Source organism: Flavitalea sp. (assembly GCF_035489435.1).
In the GTDB taxonomy this organism is placed as follows: Bacteria; Bacteroidota; Bacteroidia; order Chitinophagales; family Chitinophagaceae; genus DATHKG01.
Genome location: NZ_DATHKG010000028.1, coordinates 1 through 22,758, shown reverse-complemented (window position 1 = coordinate 22,758; position 22,758 = coordinate 1). Strand labels below are relative to the sequence as shown.

Below are 22,758 nucleotides of genomic sequence, written 5' to 3'. Positions count from 1 at the left end.
CATCCATATTTTGACTTTATTTCGTCCATATGCTGACTTTATTTCATCCATATATTGACTTTATTTCGTCCATATGAAGTCTTCAGTCCTTGGCATTTCATTAAAAGTGGTGAAGACCTCTTCCGGCGGTGTTGCAAGTTTTCGGCGCTTGATATCGATCCAGGCCCCGTCAACCGTTATCACTGCGGCAAGAATATTGTCATTTTTTATAATGTTGTGTTTTATTGACCATCTGGCGAAACTTGGCCCGGCACTTGCCAAACGGAGATCTATTTGTAATATATCGCCCAGTCTTACTTCTTTTCTGAATATACATTCCTCCCTGAACAATATCGGGCCGATATTATGTTCCATCATGAAGTTGGGTGTTAAACCCTGTGAATTGAGGAAGGAAATCCGGCAAAAAGCACCATAATCATAATAAACGGAATGGCGCAGATGAAGATTCGGATCCAGGTCTGACCATCGGATGTCCAATGGCTGTATATATAATTCCATAATCGGCTAATGTGATTAATTAATCTGATAACGTTTGTACGGACAAACTTCTGCCTAAAACTTCTAAATTAATCCATAATTAATGTCAATGTTTTGCGTTATTTGGACAATCGGCATTGAAATAGTAACCGTTCACTTAATTTCGCATTTCAAAAAAATATCTATATGAAATTGTTGCTCACCTTTGGTATTTGCAGTATAATCACCATGCAGCTTGCTGCACAGGCTACAAAAAAGCCAGCGACAACTGCTAAACCTTCCACAGCCTCCAAATCTGCCCCCAAAGCCGCCTTCAAAAAAGTGTCCACTCCTGCTTCAACGCTCAAAAATTCCATCGATTCATTCAGTTATGCCGTAGGAATGAGTTTGGCCAGTTTTTATAAGGAACAGGGAGTTGAGAATATTAACAGCGCGCTGGTAGTTAGAGCGATTAATGATGTTAAAGCCGGCAAACAGCTAATCAGCGAAGAGCAGGTGAACAGCTGTATCATGGAATATATGCAGGTTGCTAAATCCGCTAAGGCCTCGGGCAATAAAAAAGAAGGAGAAGCCTTCCTTGCCCAAAACAAAACAAAACAAGGTGTAACCACCACTGCCAGTGGTCTTCAGTACAGTATCATCACAGAAGGTACAGGTCCGAAGCCAACAACTGATGACCAGGTTAAAGTTCACTATCACGGAACATTACTTGATGGAACTATTTTCGAGAGTTCAGTGCAGCGTGGTGAACCGATTGTACTCGGGCTTCGCAATGTAATTGCAGGATGGACAGAGGCTTTGCAGCTTATGCCTGTGGGAAGCAAGTGGAAATTATTTCTTCCTTCGGATCTTGCTTATGGTGATATGGGATCCGGTGCTATGATAAAACCCGGAGCGACCCTGGTATTCGAAGTTGAACTGATTGAAATAGTTAAATAACTGATAGCAGAATAAAAATCAGGAACGACTACGAACTTATCAACTTCGTAAGGTTCCTGATTTTTATTTACCATTAAAAGTTACCCGGCTTTATTTACCATTTAAAAGTTACCCGGCCAGATCCTTATTCACCGATATACTTTCTATAAATACACGGACCTCATCCTTTGATCTTTTCATTTTTTTTGCCAGGTGTTCAAGTAGTTCATCTTCCATGCCTTTTTCATATTCCAGGTCTTCATCTGTAATGGAAATGTTTGTTTCCTTGATTTTAGATTTTACATCTTCCCAATCGGAACCAAGTGATAGTTTTGTATTTTCCATAACTGGTAATTTGAATTATTACAGCAATTAAAGTACCAGCTGTATAATGCAAAAAACGGAAAGCATTTAGCTTCCCGTTTTAATATTATATCTGCAATTTACGGAGTTCCTATTTTTCCCTGGAAATCATCTTCCGCCCTTTCACTCATTACTAATATCTCATCACTTCACTCACCACTCACAACTCACCACTAACCACTCACAACTCTTTACAAAAGTTTTCACTTATAAAGCAAATCATAGTACTCCGCCGCCATCCTGCCAGACTCAAACTGCAAACGTACATCACGCATACCGTTTTTGGCAACCTGTCTCCAGGTCTCATAGTTATCATAATAAAGCGGTAATATTTCTTTTTCGAGAATCTCGTAGATTTTATCAAGATCATACTGATCCTGTTCCTGAACACTCATCTCTGCATAATTAGCTTGTGGTACTACAAAACCATTATTACCATGATGAATAAACTCAGGTATCCAGCCATCATCCGTAGAGAAATTTACACTGCCATTCATTGCTGCCGTCATACCACTTGTTCCTGAAGCTTCGCGCGGCACCCGTGGATTATTCAACCAAAGATCAGAAGCTTGTTTAAGACGCTTTGATAAGGTCAGTTCATAACCGATCAAAACAGCAACATTTTTATAATTCTTACTCAGATGTACCAGGTGATTAAAATCATTGATAGCCGGATAATCCATTGGGTATGGTTTTCCTGCCCAGATTATCTGCACCGGGTATTTCGGATTGTTCAATAATTTTTCAAATCTTTGTTTGTCGCGCGTGATCAGTTCGGCACGTTTGTACCCGGCAAACCTTCTTGCCCAAACGATGGTAAAAACATTCGGGTTCATCAGTTTTCCTGTCTGGTCTGCAACTATTTCGAATGCCCTTCTTTTCAGGTATTTTTTCCGGTCATCCCACCAATGATCATTGCTTTCATCAGAGGCACGGTACAGTTGTTTATCTGCCCAGTAGTTCCAGTTCTGGCTGTTGGTAATCGAAATGATCGGACAAATGTCCTGGTACTTACTCCACATTGCCCTGGATACTTCGCCATGAAGTTTTGAAACTCCATTGGCGAGATGTGCGAATCTTAACGCAACCAGTGAATGATTAAACTGATCATCCTGCAGGCCGGTTATCTTTCTTACTTCTTCAAGACCGATGCCGCAGAAGTAACTCATTTTTTCGCAAAGATGTATATCGTGTTTTTCGTTTCCGGCTTCCTCAGGGGTATGCGTGGTGAAAACCAGTCTCTTCTTCACGTCATCAACATTACCAAACTTTTTATACAGGTAAAACACCGCCGATACGGCATGCGCTTCGTTCAGGTGATACAGTTCGGGGCTAAAGCCAATTTCATCCATTAGTTTAGCACCTCCCACTCCTAGCAGTATAAACTGCGCCACTTTTGTTGCAACATTTGCATCATAAAGCCGGTGAGTGATTGTCTGTGAAACATAATCGTTTTCCGGTAAATCTGTACTAAGTAAAAACAGCGGAGCACTGCGGAAAGTATCAGGGTTCAGATAAAAAACCTTTACCCAAACCGGGTGATCATGTATGCTTATCTGGAATTTTATACCTGTATCTTCAAGATAGCTGTGCACTTTTTCCATCCAGGTTACCTGGAGAGACTGGTCCTGGTTACGTGCCTGGTCGTAGTAACCATATTTCCACAGGATACCGATACCAACAAGATTTTGCTTCAATTCATATGCACTTCTCAGGTGTGATCCCGACAAAAATCCAAGACCGCCACTATAGATTTTCAACGGTTGGTGAATGGCAAACTCCATGGAGAAATAAGCGACTCTTTTTGTATAACGGGGATCCGCCTGGTAAGGCACTTTAAAGTTTCTGAAACTCATAAATATATTATAACATTGAATATTTGGCTGCCGGGTCGGTCAGGATTTTTCTGCAGCGCTGCAATATAACGGTAAAATTTCAATTGGATTGTTTGCCAGGTACCGGTGTACCAGTCCTAATTCGCGGTTTTCTTCTTGGCTTTTGGCTTCGATTCTTTTTTCCTGGGATATTTTCCTTCAAAGAAACATTTGATATCCCGGTATGATCCACAACCTTCCATTTCTTTCATTGTAACGATGTTACCTTTGAAATCAAACTGAATGGTACAGGGATTACCGCTTTCCTTAAACTGTGCTACTGTAGGAGATATGAATTTTGCGGCCCCTTTCAACTCACCATTACAGGTAGCGTTATCTTTTTCGAAATGGACAAAAAATGAAATATGCGAAGGATCCTTTCCGTCACGAATCGATATGAAATTTGTTTTGTTAACAACATAGTCACCTGAAACTTTATTTTTCCCGGGAAGGGTATCAATGGGATTAATCACATTTTCAATTATGTCTTCATTCGGTTCGGTAAGAATAAGCATAAATGAATTGGCGCTGTTATTATATATGTAGATGTTTTTTTTATACCCGGTTTCTTTATTCGCTTTTGTGATTTCCCTGTAAGTAGTGATCTGGAATTTCTTGTCGAGCGAGCCGTAGGAATTTTTATAGTTATCGAAGCCTGACCTTACGAGTGGCATTGCTGAGAGGAATTTATTATCTGCGTCGAAAGTGGCAAGATAAGCTACTCTTTTTCTTCCGAGGACTGCTTTTATGAACAGATATGTCTCTTTATTTTTTTCGGTTACCCGTGACAGTGGGTATAGCAGCGGTTTAGCGGATTTACCAAAATCATGGGCAAGAATCGAGTCCGGCACAAACTGGGAAAAGACCGTATTGCCAATACGCATACTGTCGTTCTCTTTTTTAAGCAGATTGGAATCGGCGACTGTTAAAGGTAATTGGGCAGCTGGAAAGAATTCTATAAAATCTGTTGCTTCAAGATCCTCGCCATCTTTAAGCGAAGTTTTTTTCTGTTTGCAGGCAATCAGCAACAACAAAAACGGGAGCAGAACAATGTATTTTTTCATACTTGAATAAGATCAACGTGAAACCAAAGAGCCCGATCGATTCGTTAATGATTATGCAAATCCGGTGCCGGGTTGGTCCGGCAATATACATCCACTTGTTCAAAGTCGCCAGCGGAACGCAAAATTGCCTTTAAGCTCTGGTTGAACTAAAATCAGCCATTCTAATGCCTCAAAACGGGGAAATGTGAAAATCAAAAAAATATATTTAGATTTGTCTAAAATAAATTTTAGTTGATTTGAAATACTCCACCTCTAAAGAAAATTATGTAAAAGCAATATTTCATCTCCAGGAGGCTCATGGACTTGTTACAACCAATGCCCTGGCGAACGAATTGCAGACACGTGCAGCTTCTGTGACTGATATGCTAAAGAAGCTGAAGAATCAGAAACTGTTGATTTATGAGAAATACAAAGGTTTCAAACTGAACCAGGAAGGGCGCAAAATTGCGCTGCAGATTGTTAGAAAGCACCGGCTCTGGGAATATTTCCTGGTTGAAAAGCTCCATTTTGGCTGGGACGAGGTACATGAAATAGCAGAAGAACTTGAGCATATCAGCAGTGTTGCACTGGTAGACAGGCTGGACGAGTTCCTCGGGTTTCCCAAATCCGATCCGCATGGAGATCCGATCCCCGATAGCCAGGGAAAGCTGATAGCCAGGGTCCAGGTAGACTTACTGCAATTGCCAATTAAAAAATCGGCCCGTGTTAGCAGCATTGGAGATCAATCCCCGGAAATGCTTGAGCTTCTTACACATAAAAATATCGGCATCGGCACAAAACTGGAAGTGCAGAAAAAATTCATGTTCGACAATTCGCTCGAGGTAAAACTGGAGTTAAGCGGAAAGGAGATGAAAACGGTTCAGTCAGAAACCGATGGTGGAAAAACAATCAAAAAACAAATGAATAACCGGCCTCTCGTTACGATCAGTGAGCACGTGGCTAAAAATGTTTTTGTAACCTATGAGGAATAATTTCAATCATGAAAACTCACTTAGTGAAGTACATGGTTCCGTTGATGTTGAAAAACACGGTTCGCGATTTAAAAAGATCCTTTCGTTTTTTGGACCAGCTTATCTGATTAGTGTTGGCTATATGGACCCGGGAAACTGGGCTACTGACCTGGCGGGAGGAAGTAAGTTCGGTTACACATTACTGTGGGTCCTCCTGATGAGCAACCTGATGGCATTGTTGCTTCAGAGTTTGTCTGCCAGGCTTGGAATTGTCAGGGGGCGCGACCTGGCTCAGGCTAACAGGGAAGCATATCCGAAAGGTGTAAATTTTTTTTTATACATATTAGCCGAAGTGGCCATTGCAGCTACCGATATGGCCGAGGTGCTTGGTATGGCGATCGGAATTTATCTGCTTACCGATCTTCCGCTTATCTGGGGTGTAGCCATTACCGTGTTAGATACATTCCTGTTGCTTTTTTTACAGCGTCTTGGCATGCGCAAGATGGAAGTTTTCATTATTGGTCTTGTTGCGGTAGTTGGGTTGTCTTTCCTTGTCGAGATCCTTCTTGCTAAACCAGACCTTAGTGAAGTTGTCACAGGCTTCGTTCCAAAAATTCCAAATGAAGAGGCCTTATATATTGCTATCGGTATCATAGGGGCTACAGTGATGCCACATAATCTGTATCTCCATTCTGCGCTTGTTCAAACAAGAAAGATCAATAAAACTTCGCAGGGAATAAAGCAGGCACTCAAATGGAATTTCATTGATCTCACGGTGGCGCTTAACCTGGCTTTCCTGGTAAATGCAGCCATACAGGTATTAGCGGCAACTACCTTTTATAAAAATGGACAAACCGACGTGGCGGAGATAAAAGAGGCTCATCGATTGTTGAAAGGATTTCTTGGTTCAGAACTTGCCCCGAAACTATTCGCCATTGCCCTGATAGCAGCCGGTCAAAGCTCCACTGTCACCGGCACCCTGGCGGGTCAGATCGTGATGGAGGGCTATCTGCGACTTCGTATCAATCCCCTGGTCAGGCGATTACTGACAAGGTTGCTGGCTATTGTACCCGCTATCATCGTAATCTATATTTTTGGGGAACATGAAGTCGACAACCTGCTAATCCTGAGCCAGGTGATCCTGAGCATGCAACTGGGATTCGCAATCATTCCATTGATTCATTTTGTGAGTGACAGAAAAACCATGGGTGAATTTACCATCACACCGGTTGTAAAGGTAGCGGCGTGGCTGATTGCTGCTATCCTGATTTATCTCAACATCCGCATGGTTGGCAATGAAGCAGCAACCTTTTTTACTTCTTCCGATAGCATGATCTGGAAGACCGTCATTATTGCGGGTGGTCTTGGATTCCTTGTGTTACTGATGTATACCATCATCTATCCCCTCTTTTTCAAAAGACCGCAGGCATCTATCCAGATGCATGCTGAGATCACCGGGCTTAAGAACCTGGTGATACCTTCCTATCATAAGATTGCGGTTGCGCTTGACTTCAGTGAAAATGACGCAGCTATTTTATCGGCGGCAATCGGTCAGAATATGAAAGATGCTGAAATACTCCTGATTCACGTGGTTGAAAGCGCTTCGGCAAAATTGCTGGGTGCCCAGAGTGATGATTTTGAATCAAGACAAGACATGGTTAATATGGAATTGTATGTGAGGGATCTTAAAGAAAAAGGCTATAATGTTTATAGTAAAATAGGCTTCAGGCACCGCACCCGGGAGATTGTAAGGATAGTTAAAGAGGAAAAAGCTGATATGCTGGTGATCGGGGCACATGGGCACAGCGGAATCAAGGATTTTATTTATGGAGAAACAATCAATGCGGTAAGGCACCATCTTACGATACCTGTGTTGGTAGTAAGATTATAACAAGCTATTTCTGATTGCGGATCAGGTGTTTGAGCCTGCTGAAAGTTTCAGGTTTGATATTGAGATAGGATGCAAGGATCTTCTGCGGTACCCTCTGAAGCATATGCGGATGATTGTTTACATAGTCAAGGAATTTTTCCCTGGTGCTTTTACCTATCTGGTTAAAATAGCGGGAATCTTTTTTTATAAACATCTGCGTGATCAAAGCCCGACCCAGGCTTTCTGCTATCGGTATGTTGGCAAGCAAAGTTTGTACACTTTCATAAGTCAGGGAAACCAGAACTGTTGGCTCAATCGTTTCCAATTTCACGGGAGACGGTGAACGGGTATGAAAAGAAATTTCGGATTGGATAATATGCCCTTCTGTAGCCAGTTGCAGTGTAACATCGTTTTTTCCTGTTACTACAAACTTTCTAACTAAACCTTCAACGACTACGTTGAGATTATCTTCAATTTCACCCTGATCTAAAATGATTTCTTTTTTTTCGAATCTCCTGAACTTAAAATATGGCCTGAAAAGATCAAATTGTTCTCTTGAAAGTGAGCCTATACGGGTATGTATATATTGGAATATAAATTCCAGGTATTTCTGCTCGTTTTCTGGCCCCCGCATAAAAAGTATTTTAGGCAATGTTGCTGGATGTTTTCTTTTGTAGCAGATGCTTCAATCTACTAAAGGTTTCTGGTTTAATATTGAGGTAAGATGCAAGGTATTTTTGTGGAACCCGCTGGAACAGATCATAGTTTCCCGATACAAATCTTACAAAACGCTCGCGGGTGGAGAAGCAGATTCGTTCCAGTTCCCATCTTTCTTTTTCAAGAAACAATTCGGTTATTATGAGCCGGCCAAGCTTTTCCCAACGCTGGTCCAGTTTATAGAATGATTCGATCTGTGCTTTTGATATGGAAATAAATGTGGTCGGTTCAATTGTTTCAACTACATAACCGGATGCTTGTGAAGACAGGAAGGATACAGAAGAACTAATGAGCTCCCCCTCTTTAGCAAGTTGCGTAATAATTTCTTCCCCTTCTTTATAGAAATACTTGCGCGCGAGACCCTTGACCACAAAGTGGATATAATTTTCTACCTCACCTATTTCGAGCAGTTTTACTTTTTTATCACAAGTCCTTACCTCGAAGGTCTCAGCCAAAGTATTCCATTCTTCAGGGGTTAAAGTCAAAAACCTCCCAATATATTCCTTGATCCTTGAAACCATGATTGCAATTTATCTTTTCTTGCAGATAATCGGATTTTAACTGAAGTTTTACTCAAAGGATTCGTGCGGGGCACCGATTAGGAATATTTGAAATCTACCCATGAATATATTTAATTATTTGATTGAATCCATCTTTTCAACAAACTAATATTAAACTAATCAGAAAAGCAATTTTTACGGCTAAAACTGCTTTCTCCAAAGCCAGCCCATGATAAAATATTGTAATTTAATCCGGCTCAAAATATCGTCAGAATCCCATTGCCACACATAACACTTAGATCGTCAATGCTGTGTGAGACTGAAAAACATGGTGTAAAAAGTAAATTTAACGTAGGTTTGCAGACTTTATTTTTATTCTAAATCAAAGACCAATGCCAAAAAAAATTACAGTAGCAAATCCGGTGGTGGAACTGGACGGCGATGAAATGACAAGAATAATCTGGAAATTTATCAAGGACAAGCTGATTCTGCCTTATGTGGAGGTAGATATCAAGTACTATGATCTGGGCATTGAGTACAGGGACCAGACCAATGACCAGGTGACAATTGACTCAGCAAACGCAATCAGGCAATATGGTGTTGGTATCAAATGTGCCACCATTACGCCTGATGAAGCCCGTGTTAAAGAATTCAGCCTGAAGCAGATGTGGAAATCGCCCAATGGCACTATCCGCAATATCCTCGATGGTACCGTATTCCGCGAACCTATCGTTATTAACAATATTCCAAGACTTGTTACAAACTGGACGGCACCAATTATAGTTGGCCGTCATGCTTTTGGTGATCAGTACCGTGCAACAGATACGGTTATTAAAGGCAAAGGTAAACTTACAATGACCTTTACACCGGAAGGTGGTGGTGAACCACAAACATTTGAAGTATATAATTTCAAAGGTGATGGTGTTGCTTTGACCATGTATAATACAGATGAAAGCATCATTGGTTTTGCGCGCAGTTGCTTTAATATGGCACTTGCGAAAAAATGGCCTTTATACCTTTCTACAAAAAATACCATCCTTAAAAAATACGATGGCAGGTTCAAAGATATTTTTGAAGATATTTTCCAGGCCGAGTTCAAAACCAGCTTTGATGAAGCCGGTATCGTATATGAGCATCGTTTGATTGATGACATGGTTGCAAGTGCACTGAAATGGAATGGCAATTTTGTTTGGGCATGTAAGAACTATGATGGTGATGTTCAAAGTGATACAGTTGCCCAGGGTTTCGGGTCACTTGGATTGATGACCTCGGTGCTGGTCACACCAGATGGCAAAACCATGGAGGCAGAAGCAGCACATGGTACCGTTACTAGGCATTACCGTGATCACCAGGCTGGTAAACCAACTTCAACCAATCCAATTGCATCTATATTTGCATGGACCCGTGGCCTGGCCTTCCGTGGTAAACTGGATGGCAACCAGGAGTTGATTGACTTCTGTAATGCGCTTGAAGCAGTTTGTATTGAAACCGTTGAAAGCGGAAAGATGACCAAAGATCTGGCAGTATGTATTCACGGTAATAAGGTGAAACATGGCGAGCACTTCCTTTATACCGAAGAGTTTCTGGAAGCGATTGATGAAAATCTTAAAAAGAAAGTAAAGCTCTAAGCATAGCATATAAAATACTGGTATGACATTACTGGCACCAGGCTAGCATAATAAAATGTCAATGGTTTAACCCGGATCAAATGATTGATCCGGGTTTTTTATTTAAAAGCTACCGTGAAAATACACATAGAATTTCCCTTTATCACGGAGGAATAATTTTGCGGGAAAAGTAATTTTATCAGGTAATCAAACAGCAACAGGTTCAACAAAGCAAACAGGTACAACAAGAAGAGGAGTATAAAAAAGATAAAGTTAAAATATTTGCGGCTGGTAACCGCAATGGCCTGCTAAGCCAGCAACCACCAACTGCAGATTAGCACCAGGATTGGTAGAACCAGGAGGGATGAATACTGTATGCCCTGTGTGAAGTGAGTGCTCCACACTCAAGACGAGTAATTCTGAAATTTTCAAAATTTGAAAAAATGCAACACATTGAACTGCAAAAAATGGGATTGATGGAACTGCGGCAAGAAGAGTGCGAGCAGGTGAACGGAGGGAGCATCTGGAAAATTATTTTCACGGAAGCTATCAGGCATGCTGACGAAATCATCAGTGGCTTTAAAAAGGGATATAATAACGAAAAACTTTAAATCAATTTCTATGAAAAAACATTATTTTGAATTAAAGGACGGTCTAAGTGCACTCGACTATTCGGAAATGCAGGAGATCAATGGCGGTGCCTCTTTCTGGGAGTGGGCTGGATGGGTGGCCGGGCAAACTGTGAGGTGTTTTGAGGAATTTACCAAAACCGCAGCTGAGTATCAGTCTTCGTTACCAGCAAACTTGAAAAAGTAGTCTTATAGGCTGCTTCGGCAGCCTATACTTAAAATTTCTATTATTTCCAACGTCTAAAACACAAGTCAATACGTTCATCGTTCTATACTTTAGAGAAAGACCTTTACATGAGTACTACAATTAATCAGATCGTAGACAAATTAGTAATTCTCCTTTCAAAATTTAAGCTAATCACTATCATCGTTTCCGCATTGCTCATTCAAATCATTTTCATGTATTTGATTTCGAAATTTGTCTTTCCGGATCACCCGGGAGGCTTTCAATTCAGATCAATCACGGAACATTTCATTACAGCAGTTATTGTTGCCCCAATTATTGAAACCTATATCTTTCAAAAAGGGATCATCGATTTCACCAGGTTGACAATAAAAGCAAGTAAATTAATTTCGGTATTACTCTCTGCCACTGCATTTGCTTTTACGCACACCTATTCTATACAATATGTGGCTGTAACTTTCATTTTGGGAATGCTATACGGAATAATTTATTTGTCATTTATCGAGAAAAAGGCAGATGCGTTCTGGCATCTGACAATCATTCACGCATTGTACAATCTATTTGCCTTTGTTATGAATAATTTTATCTTAAGTCATATTTGAATCTCGTGCAGCTGATAGTAAAATTGAACGCCCGTTTTTTGCGTCTCGTGATGCGACTATCCCGGCAAAGGTTGCTCTTACTGTTTGTAGCTTTCGTTATCATTAATTGCCTTTGCCAACTGATAATCTTATATTTTTTACCTACTGACTTTGAACACCCTTCGGAGAAATATACCCTGTTCAAGCAGTTCATTATGGTTGTCATTGTTGGTCCAATTGTCGAGACACTACTTTTTCAGATTTTAATCTTGCGTTTCATTCTGAAAAAAATAACACAGATAGAGATAATTGCAGTGGTATTGTCAGCCATTCTGTTTGGATTGTGGCATAGTGATAATATCACTCTTATTGCAGCAGGATTTGTATCAGGACTAACCTTAGCTATCTTATTTTTTGTTTTCAGGCAGAAAAAATGGTCACCATTTCTATATCTCACATTAATCCACGGTGGATTTAATCTTGTTGCGCTGGTAATTAATAACATTTTGTTGGGTTAACTGGTATATCATTCCAAATCAACAAGCCAGGATAGATAGTTTAAGCTTGGATACTGGAACCTTTACGGGACCGTTTTCGAATCTCCGTTGAGCTAATCTCCAGAGTAAAGAAGTAGAACGTCTATGTTTTTCATCTATTCATAATCGAACATAGTTTACTACTAACTAATCAGTATGTCTTTATCCAAATTCCCCGAGGTCGATCTGATTGGGCATCCCCCTATCAGGCGGGTAAGTACTATCTATTGGGCCATTATTCTGTTTATCGGGTCTGTCATGATATTACTGCCAATAATAAGAGTAGAAATTTCCGTACGATCTCCCGGAATCATTCGCCCTGATTCTGAACGAACAGTTATTCGCTCCCTGATACCTGGTATCATCGAAGAGTTATACGCCAGCGAAGGACAGTTTATTGAAAAAGATAGTTTGATCTTAACCTTAAGAGACAATTTAACTCAACCGAAAGTATACAATATTGACTACGAACTTAACCAAAAAATCAAATTCATACATGATCTTGAATTACTGACCGGGTTTGCAAAAACAGAAAACCTGGAGAACCTGAACATATCCACGCCATTATATCGAAGACAATTGGGTCGGTACATATTTCAATTAAAGGATCAGTCTGCATCTATTAGCAAAGTAAGAAAAGAATTAAGCACCGACAGCTTGTTATATGCTGATAAGGTGATCTCAAAAAACGAATATTTCAATAAAGACATCGAATCGCAAAAGCTGATAGCTGCTTTCGAAGCTTTCCAGGATGAACAAATCAGTACCTGGCAACACCATCTTTCGCAGTTAAGATCAGAAGTATCCGGACTCGAAGCACAACGACAAGGTTTATTGCAAGAAAAAATGCAATATGAGATCCGCGCCCCGATATCCGGGTTCTTACAGGGACTTGCATCGAAGTACAAGGGTAGCCTTGTGCAGGCAGGAGAAATATTTTGTGAATTGTCGCCGGAAACAACACTTATTGCTGAATGTTTTGTCCCGACTCAGGATATAGGTTTTCTGAAAAAAAACCAGTCGGTGAATTTCCAGGTAGATGCCTTTGATCATAACTATTTTGGTGTGATACAAGGAAAAATAACAAGTATTGACAACGATTTTACTATACTGGAAAACATACCTGTATTTAAAGTAAGATGCGAGTTTAAGCGCAATATGCTTTCGCTGAAGAACGGTTATAACGGCCGCCTGAAAAAAGGATTAAGGTTACAGGCGAGATTTATCATTGCGAGGAGAACGATAGCGCAGTTACTATTTGATAAGATCGATGATTGGTTGAACCCTGTCGCCTTTTAAATAAAATGAAGATGAACAAGAACATCCTGATCAGGCAGCGTGATATTACCGACTGCGGAGCAGCCTGCCTATGTTCTGTGGCTGCTCATTACAAACTAAAACTTCCGGTAAGCAGGGTAAGGCAGCTTGCCGGCACTGACCGACGGGGGACAAATGTACTCGGCCTCGTTGAAGCTGCTGAAAAAATAGGAATGCGGGCCAGGGGTGCGAGAGGAAATGAAAACAGCCTGGTTCAAATTCCACTGCCTGCAATTGCACATCTTGTTATGCGGGACCAGCTACATCATTTCGTAGTGATTTATAAAGTAAATGCTGGTTATGTATTTTATATGGATCCTGCAGAAGGGAAAATAGTGAAGCGTTCCCGTGAGAAATTCGGGCAGGAATGGTCGAAAGTATTAGTGCTGTTAATGCCGGCTGAAAAATTCAGTCCCGGAATACAAACAGATTCAAATCTGAGCAGGTTCTGGCATTTGATCAGGCCGCATAAAATGATGATGCTTCAGGCCCTGGTTGGTGCGTTGGTTTTTACAGTGCTTGGCCTGGCATCATCAATTTATGTACAGAAAATTATTGACCATGTCCTTGTAGAAGGCAATCTGAGACTTTTAAACCTTTTGAGTGTTGTAATGATTGTGTTGTTGCTTTTCCAACTAACTATCGGCGCAATGAAATCAGTATTTGCACTTCAGACCGGACAGCATATCGATGCAAGGCTGATACTCGGATACTACAAACATACCCTGTTATTACCACAGCGTTTCTTCGACACTATGCGTGTCGGTGAAATTATCAGCAGGATCAACGATGCTGTCAAGATCAGGGCATTTGTCAACGATGTTGCGCTTGATATCGTTGTCAATATATTAATCATTTTTTTTTCAATTGGGTTAATGTTTCTCTATTATTGGAAGCTTGCTTTAATTATGCTGACTATTGTACCTTTTTACTTACTACTTTTTGCCATTAGCAAAAATCTAAGCAAAAAGCAACAGCGGGTTTTAATGGAGAATAGCGCTGAACTCGAAACCCAGTTGGTAGAAAGCCTCAACGCCGCAGGAACCATTAAACGGTTTGGACTTGAAGACTTTGCTAATATAAAAACAGAGACCAGCTTCCTTAAATTATTGCGGTCAATATACAGTGCAGGAACCAGTGCCCTGGCAGTCGGAAATGTCTCCGAACTTATTACGAGATTATTCACCATTATCGTTTTATGGTCGGGTAGTTATTTTGTTTTACAAAAAGAGCTTTCACCTGGTGAGCTGCTTTCATTTTATGCATTAATAGGATATCTGACCACACCAGCAGCTACCCTGATAAGTGCTAACCGGAATATTCAGGATGCCCTGATTGCAGCTGACCGACTCTATGAGATCATTGATCTTGAAACTGAAAATAATAATGATGCTAAAATTGAACTGACAAAGGAAAATAATGGTGATATCATCTTTGACAGGATTCATTTTAAATACGGAACAAGAGGCAGCGTATTCGAGGGGCTCAGTTTGATAGTCAGGCGTGGTGAAAGCACAGCTATAGTTGGGGAAAGCGGAAGTGGTAAATCAACATTGATGGCATTGCTTCAAAATATTTACCCTTTACAAAGCGGGTCAATCACAATCGGGGGTCTGGACCTCCGACATGTAAGCAATGCGAGCCTTCGTAAGATAGTTGGAGTTGTACCCCAGGAAATCGATTTGTTTGCCGGAACTATCATTGAAAATATAGCTATCGGCGATCCTGAGCCGGATATGTATCACCTGGTTTTTATTTGTCAGTTACTTGGTCTGAAAGAATTCATTGAAAGTCTCCCACGTCATTATCATTCGATATTAAATGAGCAAGGGGTGAATTTATCCGGCGGTCAGCGTCAGAAGATAGCTTTAGCAAGAGCGCTTTACCGCAACCCTGAAATCCTGATTCTCGATGAAGCTACCTCCAGCCTTGACCCATTGAGTGAAAAACAGGTCCACCAGGCTTTATCATGGTTTTCTTCCGGGAACAAAACGCTGATCATAATTGCACATCGCCTGAGTACCATCAAAAACTGTCAACAGATCCTGGTACTTCAAAACGGAAGGCTGGCTGAATCCGGTAACCATGAAGAGCTGATAACAGCAGCCGGCAGCTACGCTGATCTTTGGAATTACCACAATAACCGGCTTTGACATGGGATACCGCCCGGTGATTCTCCCCGAGTTTGCCCGAATGTGTATATTTGTAAGGTAATCCTAAAACTTTCGACCATGGACGCCAAACAAGCTTATGATTTTTGGGCATCTCTTTACGATTCCAATAAAAATAATACAAGGGACCTTGAAGCTATTTCGTTGAGAGACATGCTTGGCAATATCAAATTTGAATACTGCCTGGAAGTAGGCTGTGGCACAGGAAAAAATACACAATGGCTTGCAGATAAGTCAACTCAACTTACTGGAGTCGATTTCTCAAATGAAATGCTGGCAAAAGCACGGGAAAAAATAAGCTCTTCAAATGTAACATTCATCAGTGCAGATATTACAAAAGACTGGACATTCGCTTCTACCCAGTTTGACCTTATTTGTTTCAGTCTTGTACTCGAACATATCGAATTTTTAGATCCTGTATTTTTAAAAGCATCCAAGGTGTTAAAGCCTGGAGGTTATTTATATATAGGTGAGCTTCATCCCTTTAAACAATATACGGGGACCAAGGCAAGATTTGATACCGAGGGAGGCCGGCAACTGGTGGATTGTTTCAATCATCATATCACTGACCTCACCCGTGCAGCTGATAAAGCTGGCCTGAAGATCATAGATATGAACGAATACTTTGACACTTCCGATCGAACCGAAATCCCACGTATTCTTGCTATTGTATTTCAAAAAGCAGCCTGAACCTGGCTGCCAGAGTGTTAACCAATATGGCACATGTTGCCGACTGCCACCGGTGATTGCAAATTAATTGGTTTGCGGAAACAATAAAAAATGTAGTCATCAGCGTTTAGTCAACATCCCATCTTAAAAACATACAAGTATTACCGGTTATATGCTGAAGTTGAAAGTCCCTGTTGGTCTCGTTCTCATACTGCTTTCGTACAGTTCAAAACTTGTGTCCCAAATCCCAACTGATCCTGCAAAGGCAAAACTATCTATAGACCTTAATGCATTTTACGGATTTTTTATAGCTAACCAACCCAAATCCCTTTACCTGAGAAACGACCATTCACGGATGATGGAGTTAAGTATCTCCAGGCAGACTACAGGGCGCCACAAATGGGAAAGGGAAAGTAACTTACCAAGAATCGGGATCGGCTTGTTACATGGCGATCTCGGCAGCCGCCAGTATCTTGGAAAAATGACTGCCCTCTACCCTTTTATCCATTTTCCACTAATACGGGCGAAAAGATCTGTGACAAGCTTCCGGCTTGGCGCCGGGCTGGGATGGGTGGAAAAGCCATACGATAAGGAGACCAATTATAAGAACCTGATGATAGGAACGCATCTCAATGCTGCTATAAGTATGCGTTTACAAACTGAATGGGAGATAACGAGTAATCTTTATCTCAATACCGGGATCGCTTTCACTCACCTTTCGAATGGCAGTGTGCGTTTACCAAATCTCGGCCTTAACATCCCCGCGATTACCGCCGGTTTGCGATATCAGGTACCCTCATCAAATGCTGGTAAGGCTACTGTGCCCCCTGAAGTGGTGACACAATATCATCACGGAACATTTACGCGCAGGACAAATCTTTTTGTACATGCAGGATTTGCTCTTAAGCAGACATACCCGCTGGAAAGCAAGGTTCAGCTGGTCCGAATTTTAAACCTCGAGTTGACCCGTACTCTTAGTGCGGTTAGCCGGGTAGCTGGTGGATTGAATTTCAGTTACGATCCATCACTGAGTAAGGAAATATCTGAGGCTCCAACCTATACATTCGACAAATCGGAAGTTCAGCTCCAGGGAAGTATTTATGCCGGATATGAGCATGTAGTCGGGAAGCTTTCCATACCTGTTCAATTGGGAGTATACCTGTATAACAATTATCAGATCAGCCAGGTTTATCAAATGATAGGATTGAGATACCTGTTTTCTCAAAGATGGGTTGCATCTGTTCAGTTAAAAGCACATTTTGGCAAAGCTGATTACATTCAATACGGAGTTGGGTACAAAATATTTTGAACCAGAAGCTGAATAGAATGTCAAATGCATAGCTAAGTCAGAAGTTGAATAGAAACAAAAAGTGTAAGAAAAATACTAATGAAAAGATCGGGTGTACAAATATCTGCTAAAAAGAACCTGGGTCAGATAAGCCATTTATGCGGCCACAGTCTACTCTCGTTATTGTTATTGGTTGTCCTGCTTCTGCCTGCCTGCAAAAAGTCCGGCTTATTCCAGGGAGCCGGAATGATCAAAAAAGTGAAGGTTAATGTCAGTGATTTCAGGGAGATATTACTAAACGATAAAGTGAACCTGATACTTACTTATGATTCCATCGAACAGGTCGCAATTGAAGCTGGTGAGAATCTTATAGGCGGTATAAGTCTCAGCGTCCGGGACAATAAGCTCATCATAAGCGATGATAACAAATTCAAATGGTCACGAAACCTTGATTATTCAATCAATGTGTATGTGAGCAGAATCCATCTCGACCGGATTACCTACTATGGAGCAGGCAATATAAAATCCACGAATACCTGGAAAGCATCTAAGTTCACTATTGATTCATGGACTGGGATTGGTACAATCGATATGTCGCTTGAATCGGATTATACAGAGCTGATCATCAGGATGGCAAATGCTGACATTAAACTTATGGGAAAAAGCAAGGTAACCAGTATTTACTGTGCTGATTACGGAACACTGGACCTGGAAGACTTTGAATCCGAAGAGGTCAGTATGGATTACCGCAGTATACGCAATTCAACCATCTACGTTACAAAACTCCTTAATGCAGAAATCCTGTATTTGGGTGACGTATATTACAGAGGAACTCCTTTAATAAAATCCGCATTCAATAGCACAGGGAAACTCATCGTACTACCTTAACCATTCTTCCCTGGTGTGCTACCCTATTCTTCCCTGGTGTGCTACCCTATTCTTCCCTGGGTACTACCTTAACTATTTTTCCCTGGCAAGAGCTATTCTTCCAGGCAAGAATCTAATTAAAATACAGGTAATTCTTTACACTGAATTAGTTTGTTTTATATTCGTGTTTTAGACAGGATCATAAAAATAGATTCAACTCATTCATGGCTATATCTCCAAACTACCTCGTAGTAAAGACATCTACGATACCTGGTTCAGGCAAAGGACTTTTTACAAAAAAATTTATACCGGCTGGCACACGAATCGCGGAATATACTGGCAAAGTTTCTACCTGGAAGGATGCAAACCATGAAGACGGTGACAATGGTTATATCTATTATGTAAAGCGCAATCATGTAATTGATGCCAAGGCAGATAAAAAATCGATTGCGCGCTATGCCAATGATGCCAGGGGATTAACCAGGGTGAAAGGTATAATCAACAATTGTGAATATATTGAAGAAGGGACAAGAGTCTATATTCATGCTAAAAAAGACATCGAAGCCGGATCTGAGATCCTTGTTCCATATGGACCTGAATATTGGCAGGTGATCAGGTATAACCGCAATCTGGCTATAAAAGAAGCAACAAACAAGGAGAAAGCTGCGAAAAAGAAGAAGGCCAGAGAGAAGGCTGCCAGGAAAAAAACAGCCAGGGAGATAACTTCAGTAGAGAAACTTTATAAGAAACGCGCTTAGTCTCATTAAATTAACTGATCCTTACCGGTTTAACTGATACCACTTAAGGATCAAGTGGGTCAGTTAACCGATACAACCTAAGGATCCAGTGGGTCAAGCGGGTTTATTTTCAAGGCACTTATATCGGGGATAAAAGAAAGGCCACCTGCTTTGGATTTAGAAATTTCCCGGTAAGGCAGGTATCCAAGCTCTTCCATAAACCTATTTTTCATCATTGGAATATATGTAGTTTGAAAAAAATCGGTCACGATCAGTACCGGCTTTTTGGATGGCATATTTAGAGCAAATACAAGTCTTGAGGCGTTTCGGATATTTGTTGTTGTATGCCTTGCATAAGGTTCCGCGATTACTGCATCGGCAGGTATTTTAAGTTTGGACACCAAATAGTTTTTCATTTCGATGGCCTCACTGAACGGTGTTTTATCCGGATGAACATGACCACCTGAAACAATTATGAATGGAGCATCTCCCCTCCTGAACTGTGCTGCTGCCAGCTCACAGCGTCTTGCACCCCCGGGATCCAATGATACACCTAATGTTTGTGGTCCGAGACCGGGAACCAGTATTGCACTAAACTTATACTTATCCCACTGAGTGGATTGCAACTTTTTGTATGCCGCATTATTTATTTCTGCCAGGGGTTCATATCTTGCTGCTTCATCCCTGCCATTAAGTTCAAGAAGTTTCAAGGCAGTCAGCCAGGGAAGGCCATAAAAGACTTCATTGGTCCCATTCCTTCTCTTCAGATCTTCAACGACACTTTTTACTTTCTTAAGATACCCGGGATCGTTAATGGCAAAGCTGGCACCATCAATCTTAGGGTATCTTGGTTTCTTTCCCGCAAGATAAACGTCAAAGATATAATTGATGGCATTTATAGCATCCTGCAATTCTTGCCTGTACTCGTTTTTATCACCTTTATAATAATCACCTTTTATATCGAATTGATCACCTTTAATATAATAGGAATGTTTACTAAAAATTTTCACTTCTTCAGGAGTAATTGAAAATGCCCTGGCAAGGCATTCACCATCCTGGCAATTTCTGAGCGCAGTTTTGTAGCGGTCTCTGATAGCTGCCGCGATCCTGCTATGTTGAGAGGTATTAATTTGGGGTTGGGAGTTAATAATCCTTTGTTGAGGGTTATTATTGACTGAAGCGCCAAATCCCCCGGAGTTATCATTCAACATTACAAAAGAGGGAAAAAGCCGGCCTGCTATCAATCTTTCCTTATTGCTAAGTTCGATCTTTGAAGATCCGGAAGTTCGGGGCGTCTTTGATGAATGACAGGAGATAAACAAAACGATCACAACAACCCATCCCGCAGGTAATATGTATTTCTTCAAAATCCCGGATTTAGTTCATAAATATAAGACTTGAAACAATTCTCAGGCCATACTGAAACTTATCTTAAGCGGGAAGAACTTAAACAAAATCAGATATCAGGTACAATTACTGTTTCGATTTGAGCAATAGTTACCGTAAATTTAGATAGCAGGTGAAGAGTGATTCGTTGGTCGTGTTGTTGATCTCTATATTGTTACTTTAAAATAATCTGCAGATGGCCACAAAAGTAAAAGTCTTCGTATCCGGCGAAGACCAAAACATCATCCGGAAAAATTACAAAGTCATTGAACAGTATGACAGTTTTTTGCTCGCAGAAGTAACTCCTTCTGAATTGAAGGATCTGCAATCGGGCTACCTGGTGGAAGATGTGAGTAGTCAGTATAAAATTGATATCGGATTAAAAAATATCGACACAAACAAACCGCGGATCACGGAACGTGGGCTAACTGAACCCCATCCTGCTTATGCCGGCCCTGATGAGAAAAATCTTGGCACGGGGAAGCATCATTATCTTGTACAATTCATCGGACCGATCAAAAAACAATGGCTTAATACACTAAAAAAATCCGGTGCCGAACCGAGGGCACCTTATGCAGACTTTACTTATGTAGTAAGAACAACCGAAAAGATCATTGCTGAAATAGCTATGCTTCCTTTTGTGTTGTGGACAGGCCATCTTCCCTATGATGCCCGGATTGAAACCGTCTTGCAGGCAAAAACAAAAGGAACTACTCCACGCGGCATGAAACCCCTGCCCCGGACCCGTTTGCTGGAGGGAGTATTTACAGTAGAATTTTTTGGAGAAGATGATGCGGCAAAGGCTTTAAAGGAAATTAAAAAGATCGGCTTTAAGGTCCTGACAAATGAACCAAAAGCAAAACTTCTTATCGTTGAATCAAAAGAAAGCAGCGCAAGGCAAAAAAGCCAGGTTAAGGAATTGTCTAAAGTACATGGAGTTCGAAAGATAAGAGAACGGGCTATCAATCGGCCGAGCAACGATGTGGCTGCAGGTATTATGGGAACTGCAGTGAGCACTGCAACAACGGGTGCAAAAAGTCTTGGCCTGAGTGGAAAAGGAGAAATTATTGGAATCTGCGATACGGGCCTTGATACCGGGAATCCGACCAATATTAATAAGGACTTCGATAAAAGAGTCGCTTTTTTAAAAAGCTATCCGATAACATCTGACTTCAACGATTATATAACAAATCCAGGAGGTGACGATGGGCCTGCAGACCTTGATAGTGGTCATGGAACACATGTAGCCGGCTCAGTGCTGGGAGATGGCACGAATTCTATTGGATTATCCGGAACAGTTGGCCCGGTCAGGGGACTTGCTCATAAAGCCAAACTCGTTTTCCAGGCGGTTGAGCAGGAAATGAAATGGAAAGATCCTGCAAACGCTGCCGAATATGGCAGATATATCCTTGCCGGCATTCCGGCGAACCTTGAAACACTTTTCACATACGCGTATCAGAAAGGTGCAAGGATACACTCAAATTCATGGGGAGGTGGAAATCCGGGCGAGTATGATGAGCAATGCCGGCAGCTTGATCTGTTTACCTGGAACAAAAAAGATTTTTGTGTATTGGTTGCGGCTGGTAATGATGGAACTGACAATGACGGTAATGGCAAAATTAACCTCATGAGTGTTACTTCACCAGGAACAGCTAAAAACTGCATCACGATTGGCGCAAGTGAAAATAAACGTGTCAATTTCAATGCAGAAAAATATGGAAGCTGGTGGCCCAACGACTACCCTGTTGCACCCATCAGCAATGATCCCATGGCAGATAAGCCAACCCAGGTGGCAGCATTCAGCAGCCGGGGTCCTACCCGCGACAAAAGGTTAAAGCCCGATGTTGTGGCACCCGGTACATTTATACTTTCTACCCGTTCTTCAATGATCGCTCCAAACAACACGGCCTGGGCACCCTTTCCTCCAAGCAAACAGTATTTTCATATGGGAGGCACAAGTATGGCCACTCCCCTGGCCGCCGGTGCGGTTGCGCTTATCCGTGAGTATCTGCGCACAATTCAGAAGATTGCGAGCCCTACCGCTGCTTTATTG

General features: G+C 41.3%; 22 protein-coding genes. 15 read left to right on the top strand and 7 right to left on the bottom strand.

The features are described from left to right. Positions 1-60 precede the first annotated feature (60 nt). Entirely contained in the window at positions 61-498 is a 438-nt protein-coding gene (locus VK664_RS05115) for an acyl-CoA thioesterase (RefSeq protein ID WP_461397540.1), read from the bottom strand. A gap of 165 nt (positions 499-663) precedes the next feature. On the opposite strand from VK664_RS05115, the gene VK664_RS05110 reads away from it, so the two are divergent. Next, entirely contained in the window at positions 664-1,416 is a 753-nt protein-coding gene (locus tag VK664_RS05110; protein ID WP_461397539.1) for an FKBP-type peptidyl-prolyl cis-trans isomerase, read from the top strand. Positions 1,417-1,524: 108 nt separating this feature from the next. Here the strand turns inward: VK664_RS05110 and VK664_RS05105 are convergent, their stop codons facing one another. The 3 genes from VK664_RS05105 to VK664_RS05095 form a co-directional block, all read right to left on the bottom strand. Next, complete coding sequence (locus VK664_RS05105; RefSeq protein ID WP_461397538.1) at positions 1,525-1,740, bottom strand: CsbD family protein; 216 nt, start codon at positions 1,738-1,740, stop codon at positions 1,525-1,527. 221 nt (positions 1,741-1,961) lie between these two features. After that, positions 1,962-3,614 (bottom strand): alpha-glucan family phosphorylase, encoded by a 1,653-nt coding sequence (gene glgP, locus VK664_RS05100; RefSeq protein WP_461397537.1) that lies wholly within the window; start codon positions 3,612-3,614, stop codon positions 1,962-1,964. A 116-nt stretch (positions 3,615-3,730) separates the two neighbouring features. Further along, positions 3,731-4,696 (bottom strand): hypothetical protein, encoded by a 966-nt coding sequence (locus tag VK664_RS05095; protein WP_461397536.1) that lies wholly within the window; start codon positions 4,694-4,696, stop codon positions 3,731-3,733. A 236-nt stretch (positions 4,697-4,932) separates the two neighbouring features. Here VK664_RS05095 and VK664_RS05090 point away from each other — a divergent pair, with 236 nt between their 5' ends. Both VK664_RS05090 and VK664_RS05085 read left to right on the top strand, forming a co-directional pair. Beyond that, complete coding sequence (locus VK664_RS05090) at positions 4,933-5,667, top strand: metal-dependent transcriptional regulator (protein ID WP_461397535.1); 735 nt, start codon at positions 4,933-4,935, stop codon at positions 5,665-5,667. Continuing rightward, on the top strand, positions 5,657-7,537 hold the full coding sequence (locus VK664_RS05085) for an Nramp family divalent metal transporter (protein WP_461397534.1): 1,881 nt from the start codon (positions 5,657-5,659) through the stop codon (positions 7,535-7,537). Before VK664_RS05090 ends, VK664_RS05085 begins: the two co-directional genes overlap by 11 nt. A gap of 4 nt (positions 7,538-7,541) precedes the next feature. Here the strand turns inward: VK664_RS05085 and VK664_RS05080 are convergent, their stop codons facing one another. Both VK664_RS05080 and VK664_RS05075 read right to left on the bottom strand, forming a co-directional pair. Beyond that, positions 7,542-8,150 (bottom strand): Crp/Fnr family transcriptional regulator, encoded by a 609-nt coding sequence (locus VK664_RS05080; RefSeq protein ID WP_461397533.1) that lies wholly within the window; start codon positions 8,148-8,150, stop codon positions 7,542-7,544. A 10-nt stretch (positions 8,151-8,160) separates the two neighbouring features. Continuing rightward, positions 8,161-8,754: a Crp/Fnr family transcriptional regulator gene (locus VK664_RS05075; protein ID WP_461397532.1), complete on the bottom strand. Its 594-nt coding sequence runs from the start codon at positions 8,752-8,754 to the stop codon at positions 8,161-8,163. A gap of 371 nt (positions 8,755-9,125) precedes the next feature. Here VK664_RS05075 and VK664_RS05070 point away from each other — a divergent pair, with 371 nt between their 5' ends. The 11 genes from VK664_RS05070 (at position 9,126) to VK664_RS05020 (ending at position 19,340) form a co-directional block, all read left to right on the top strand. After that, positions 9,126-10,361, top strand: a complete 1,236-nt coding sequence (locus VK664_RS05070) for an isocitrate dehydrogenase (NADP(+)) (protein WP_461397531.1) — start codon at positions 9,126-9,128, stop codon at positions 10,359-10,361. A gap of 422 nt (positions 10,362-10,783) precedes the next feature. Continuing rightward, entirely contained in the window at positions 10,784-10,951 is a 168-nt protein-coding gene (locus VK664_RS05065; RefSeq protein WP_461397530.1) for a hypothetical protein, read from the top strand. Positions 10,952-10,961: 10 nt separating this feature from the next. Beyond that, positions 10,962-11,156, top strand: coding sequence for a hypothetical protein (locus VK664_RS05060; RefSeq protein WP_461397529.1), 195 nt, complete (start codon positions 10,962-10,964; stop codon positions 11,154-11,156). Between the two features lie 212 nt (positions 11,157-11,368). Continuing rightward, positions 11,369-11,755, top strand: coding sequence for a lysostaphin resistance A-like protein (locus tag VK664_RS05055; protein WP_461397528.1), 387 nt, complete (start codon positions 11,369-11,371; stop codon positions 11,753-11,755). Positions 11,756-11,805: 50 nt separating this feature from the next. Further along, positions 11,806-12,252, top strand: coding sequence for a CPBP family glutamic-type intramembrane protease (locus tag VK664_RS05050; RefSeq protein WP_461397545.1), 447 nt, complete (start codon positions 11,806-11,808; stop codon positions 12,250-12,252). Between the two features lie 174 nt (positions 12,253-12,426). After that, positions 12,427-13,569 carry an HlyD family secretion protein gene (locus tag VK664_RS05045; protein WP_461397527.1) on the top strand — a complete coding sequence of 381 codons (1,143 nt, stop codon included), beginning with the start codon at positions 12,427-12,429 and terminating at the stop codon, positions 13,567-13,569. A gap of 11 nt (positions 13,570-13,580) precedes the next feature. Then, positions 13,581-15,740: a peptidase domain-containing ABC transporter gene (locus tag VK664_RS05040; protein WP_461397526.1), complete on the top strand. Its 2,160-nt coding sequence runs from the start codon at positions 13,581-13,583 to the stop codon at positions 15,738-15,740. Positions 15,741-15,818: 78 nt separating this feature from the next. Beyond that, positions 15,819-16,448 (top strand): class I SAM-dependent methyltransferase, encoded by a 630-nt coding sequence (locus VK664_RS05035; protein ID WP_461397525.1) that lies wholly within the window; start codon positions 15,819-15,821, stop codon positions 16,446-16,448. 151 nt (positions 16,449-16,599) lie between these two features. Beyond that, on the top strand, positions 16,600-17,736 hold the full coding sequence (locus tag VK664_RS05030) for an acyloxyacyl hydrolase (RefSeq protein WP_461397524.1): 1,137 nt from the start codon (positions 16,600-16,602) through the stop codon (positions 17,734-17,736). 78 nt (positions 17,737-17,814) lie between these two features. Then, complete coding sequence (locus tag VK664_RS05025) at positions 17,815-18,603, top strand: GIN domain-containing protein (protein WP_461397523.1); 789 nt, start codon at positions 17,815-17,817, stop codon at positions 18,601-18,603. Positions 18,604-18,806: 203 nt separating this feature from the next. Beyond that, positions 18,807-19,340: an SET domain-containing protein gene (locus VK664_RS05020; RefSeq protein WP_461397522.1), complete on the top strand. Its 534-nt coding sequence runs from the start codon at positions 18,807-18,809 to the stop codon at positions 19,338-19,340. A gap of 77 nt (positions 19,341-19,417) precedes the next feature. Here VK664_RS05020 and VK664_RS05015 read toward each other — a convergent pair whose 3' ends face one another. Continuing rightward, the gene (locus tag VK664_RS05015) at positions 19,418-20,686 is read right to left on the bottom strand and encodes a YdcF family protein (RefSeq protein WP_461397521.1); all 1,269 of its coding nucleotides are present in this window, start codon (positions 20,684-20,686) and stop codon (positions 19,418-19,420) included. Positions 20,687-20,901: 215 nt separating this feature from the next. Between VK664_RS05015 and VK664_RS05010 the strand changes: the two genes are divergently transcribed. Then, positions 20,902-22,758: S8 family serine peptidase (locus VK664_RS05010; RefSeq protein ID WP_461397520.1), on the top strand; the 1,857-nt coding region annotated here is incomplete at its 3' end.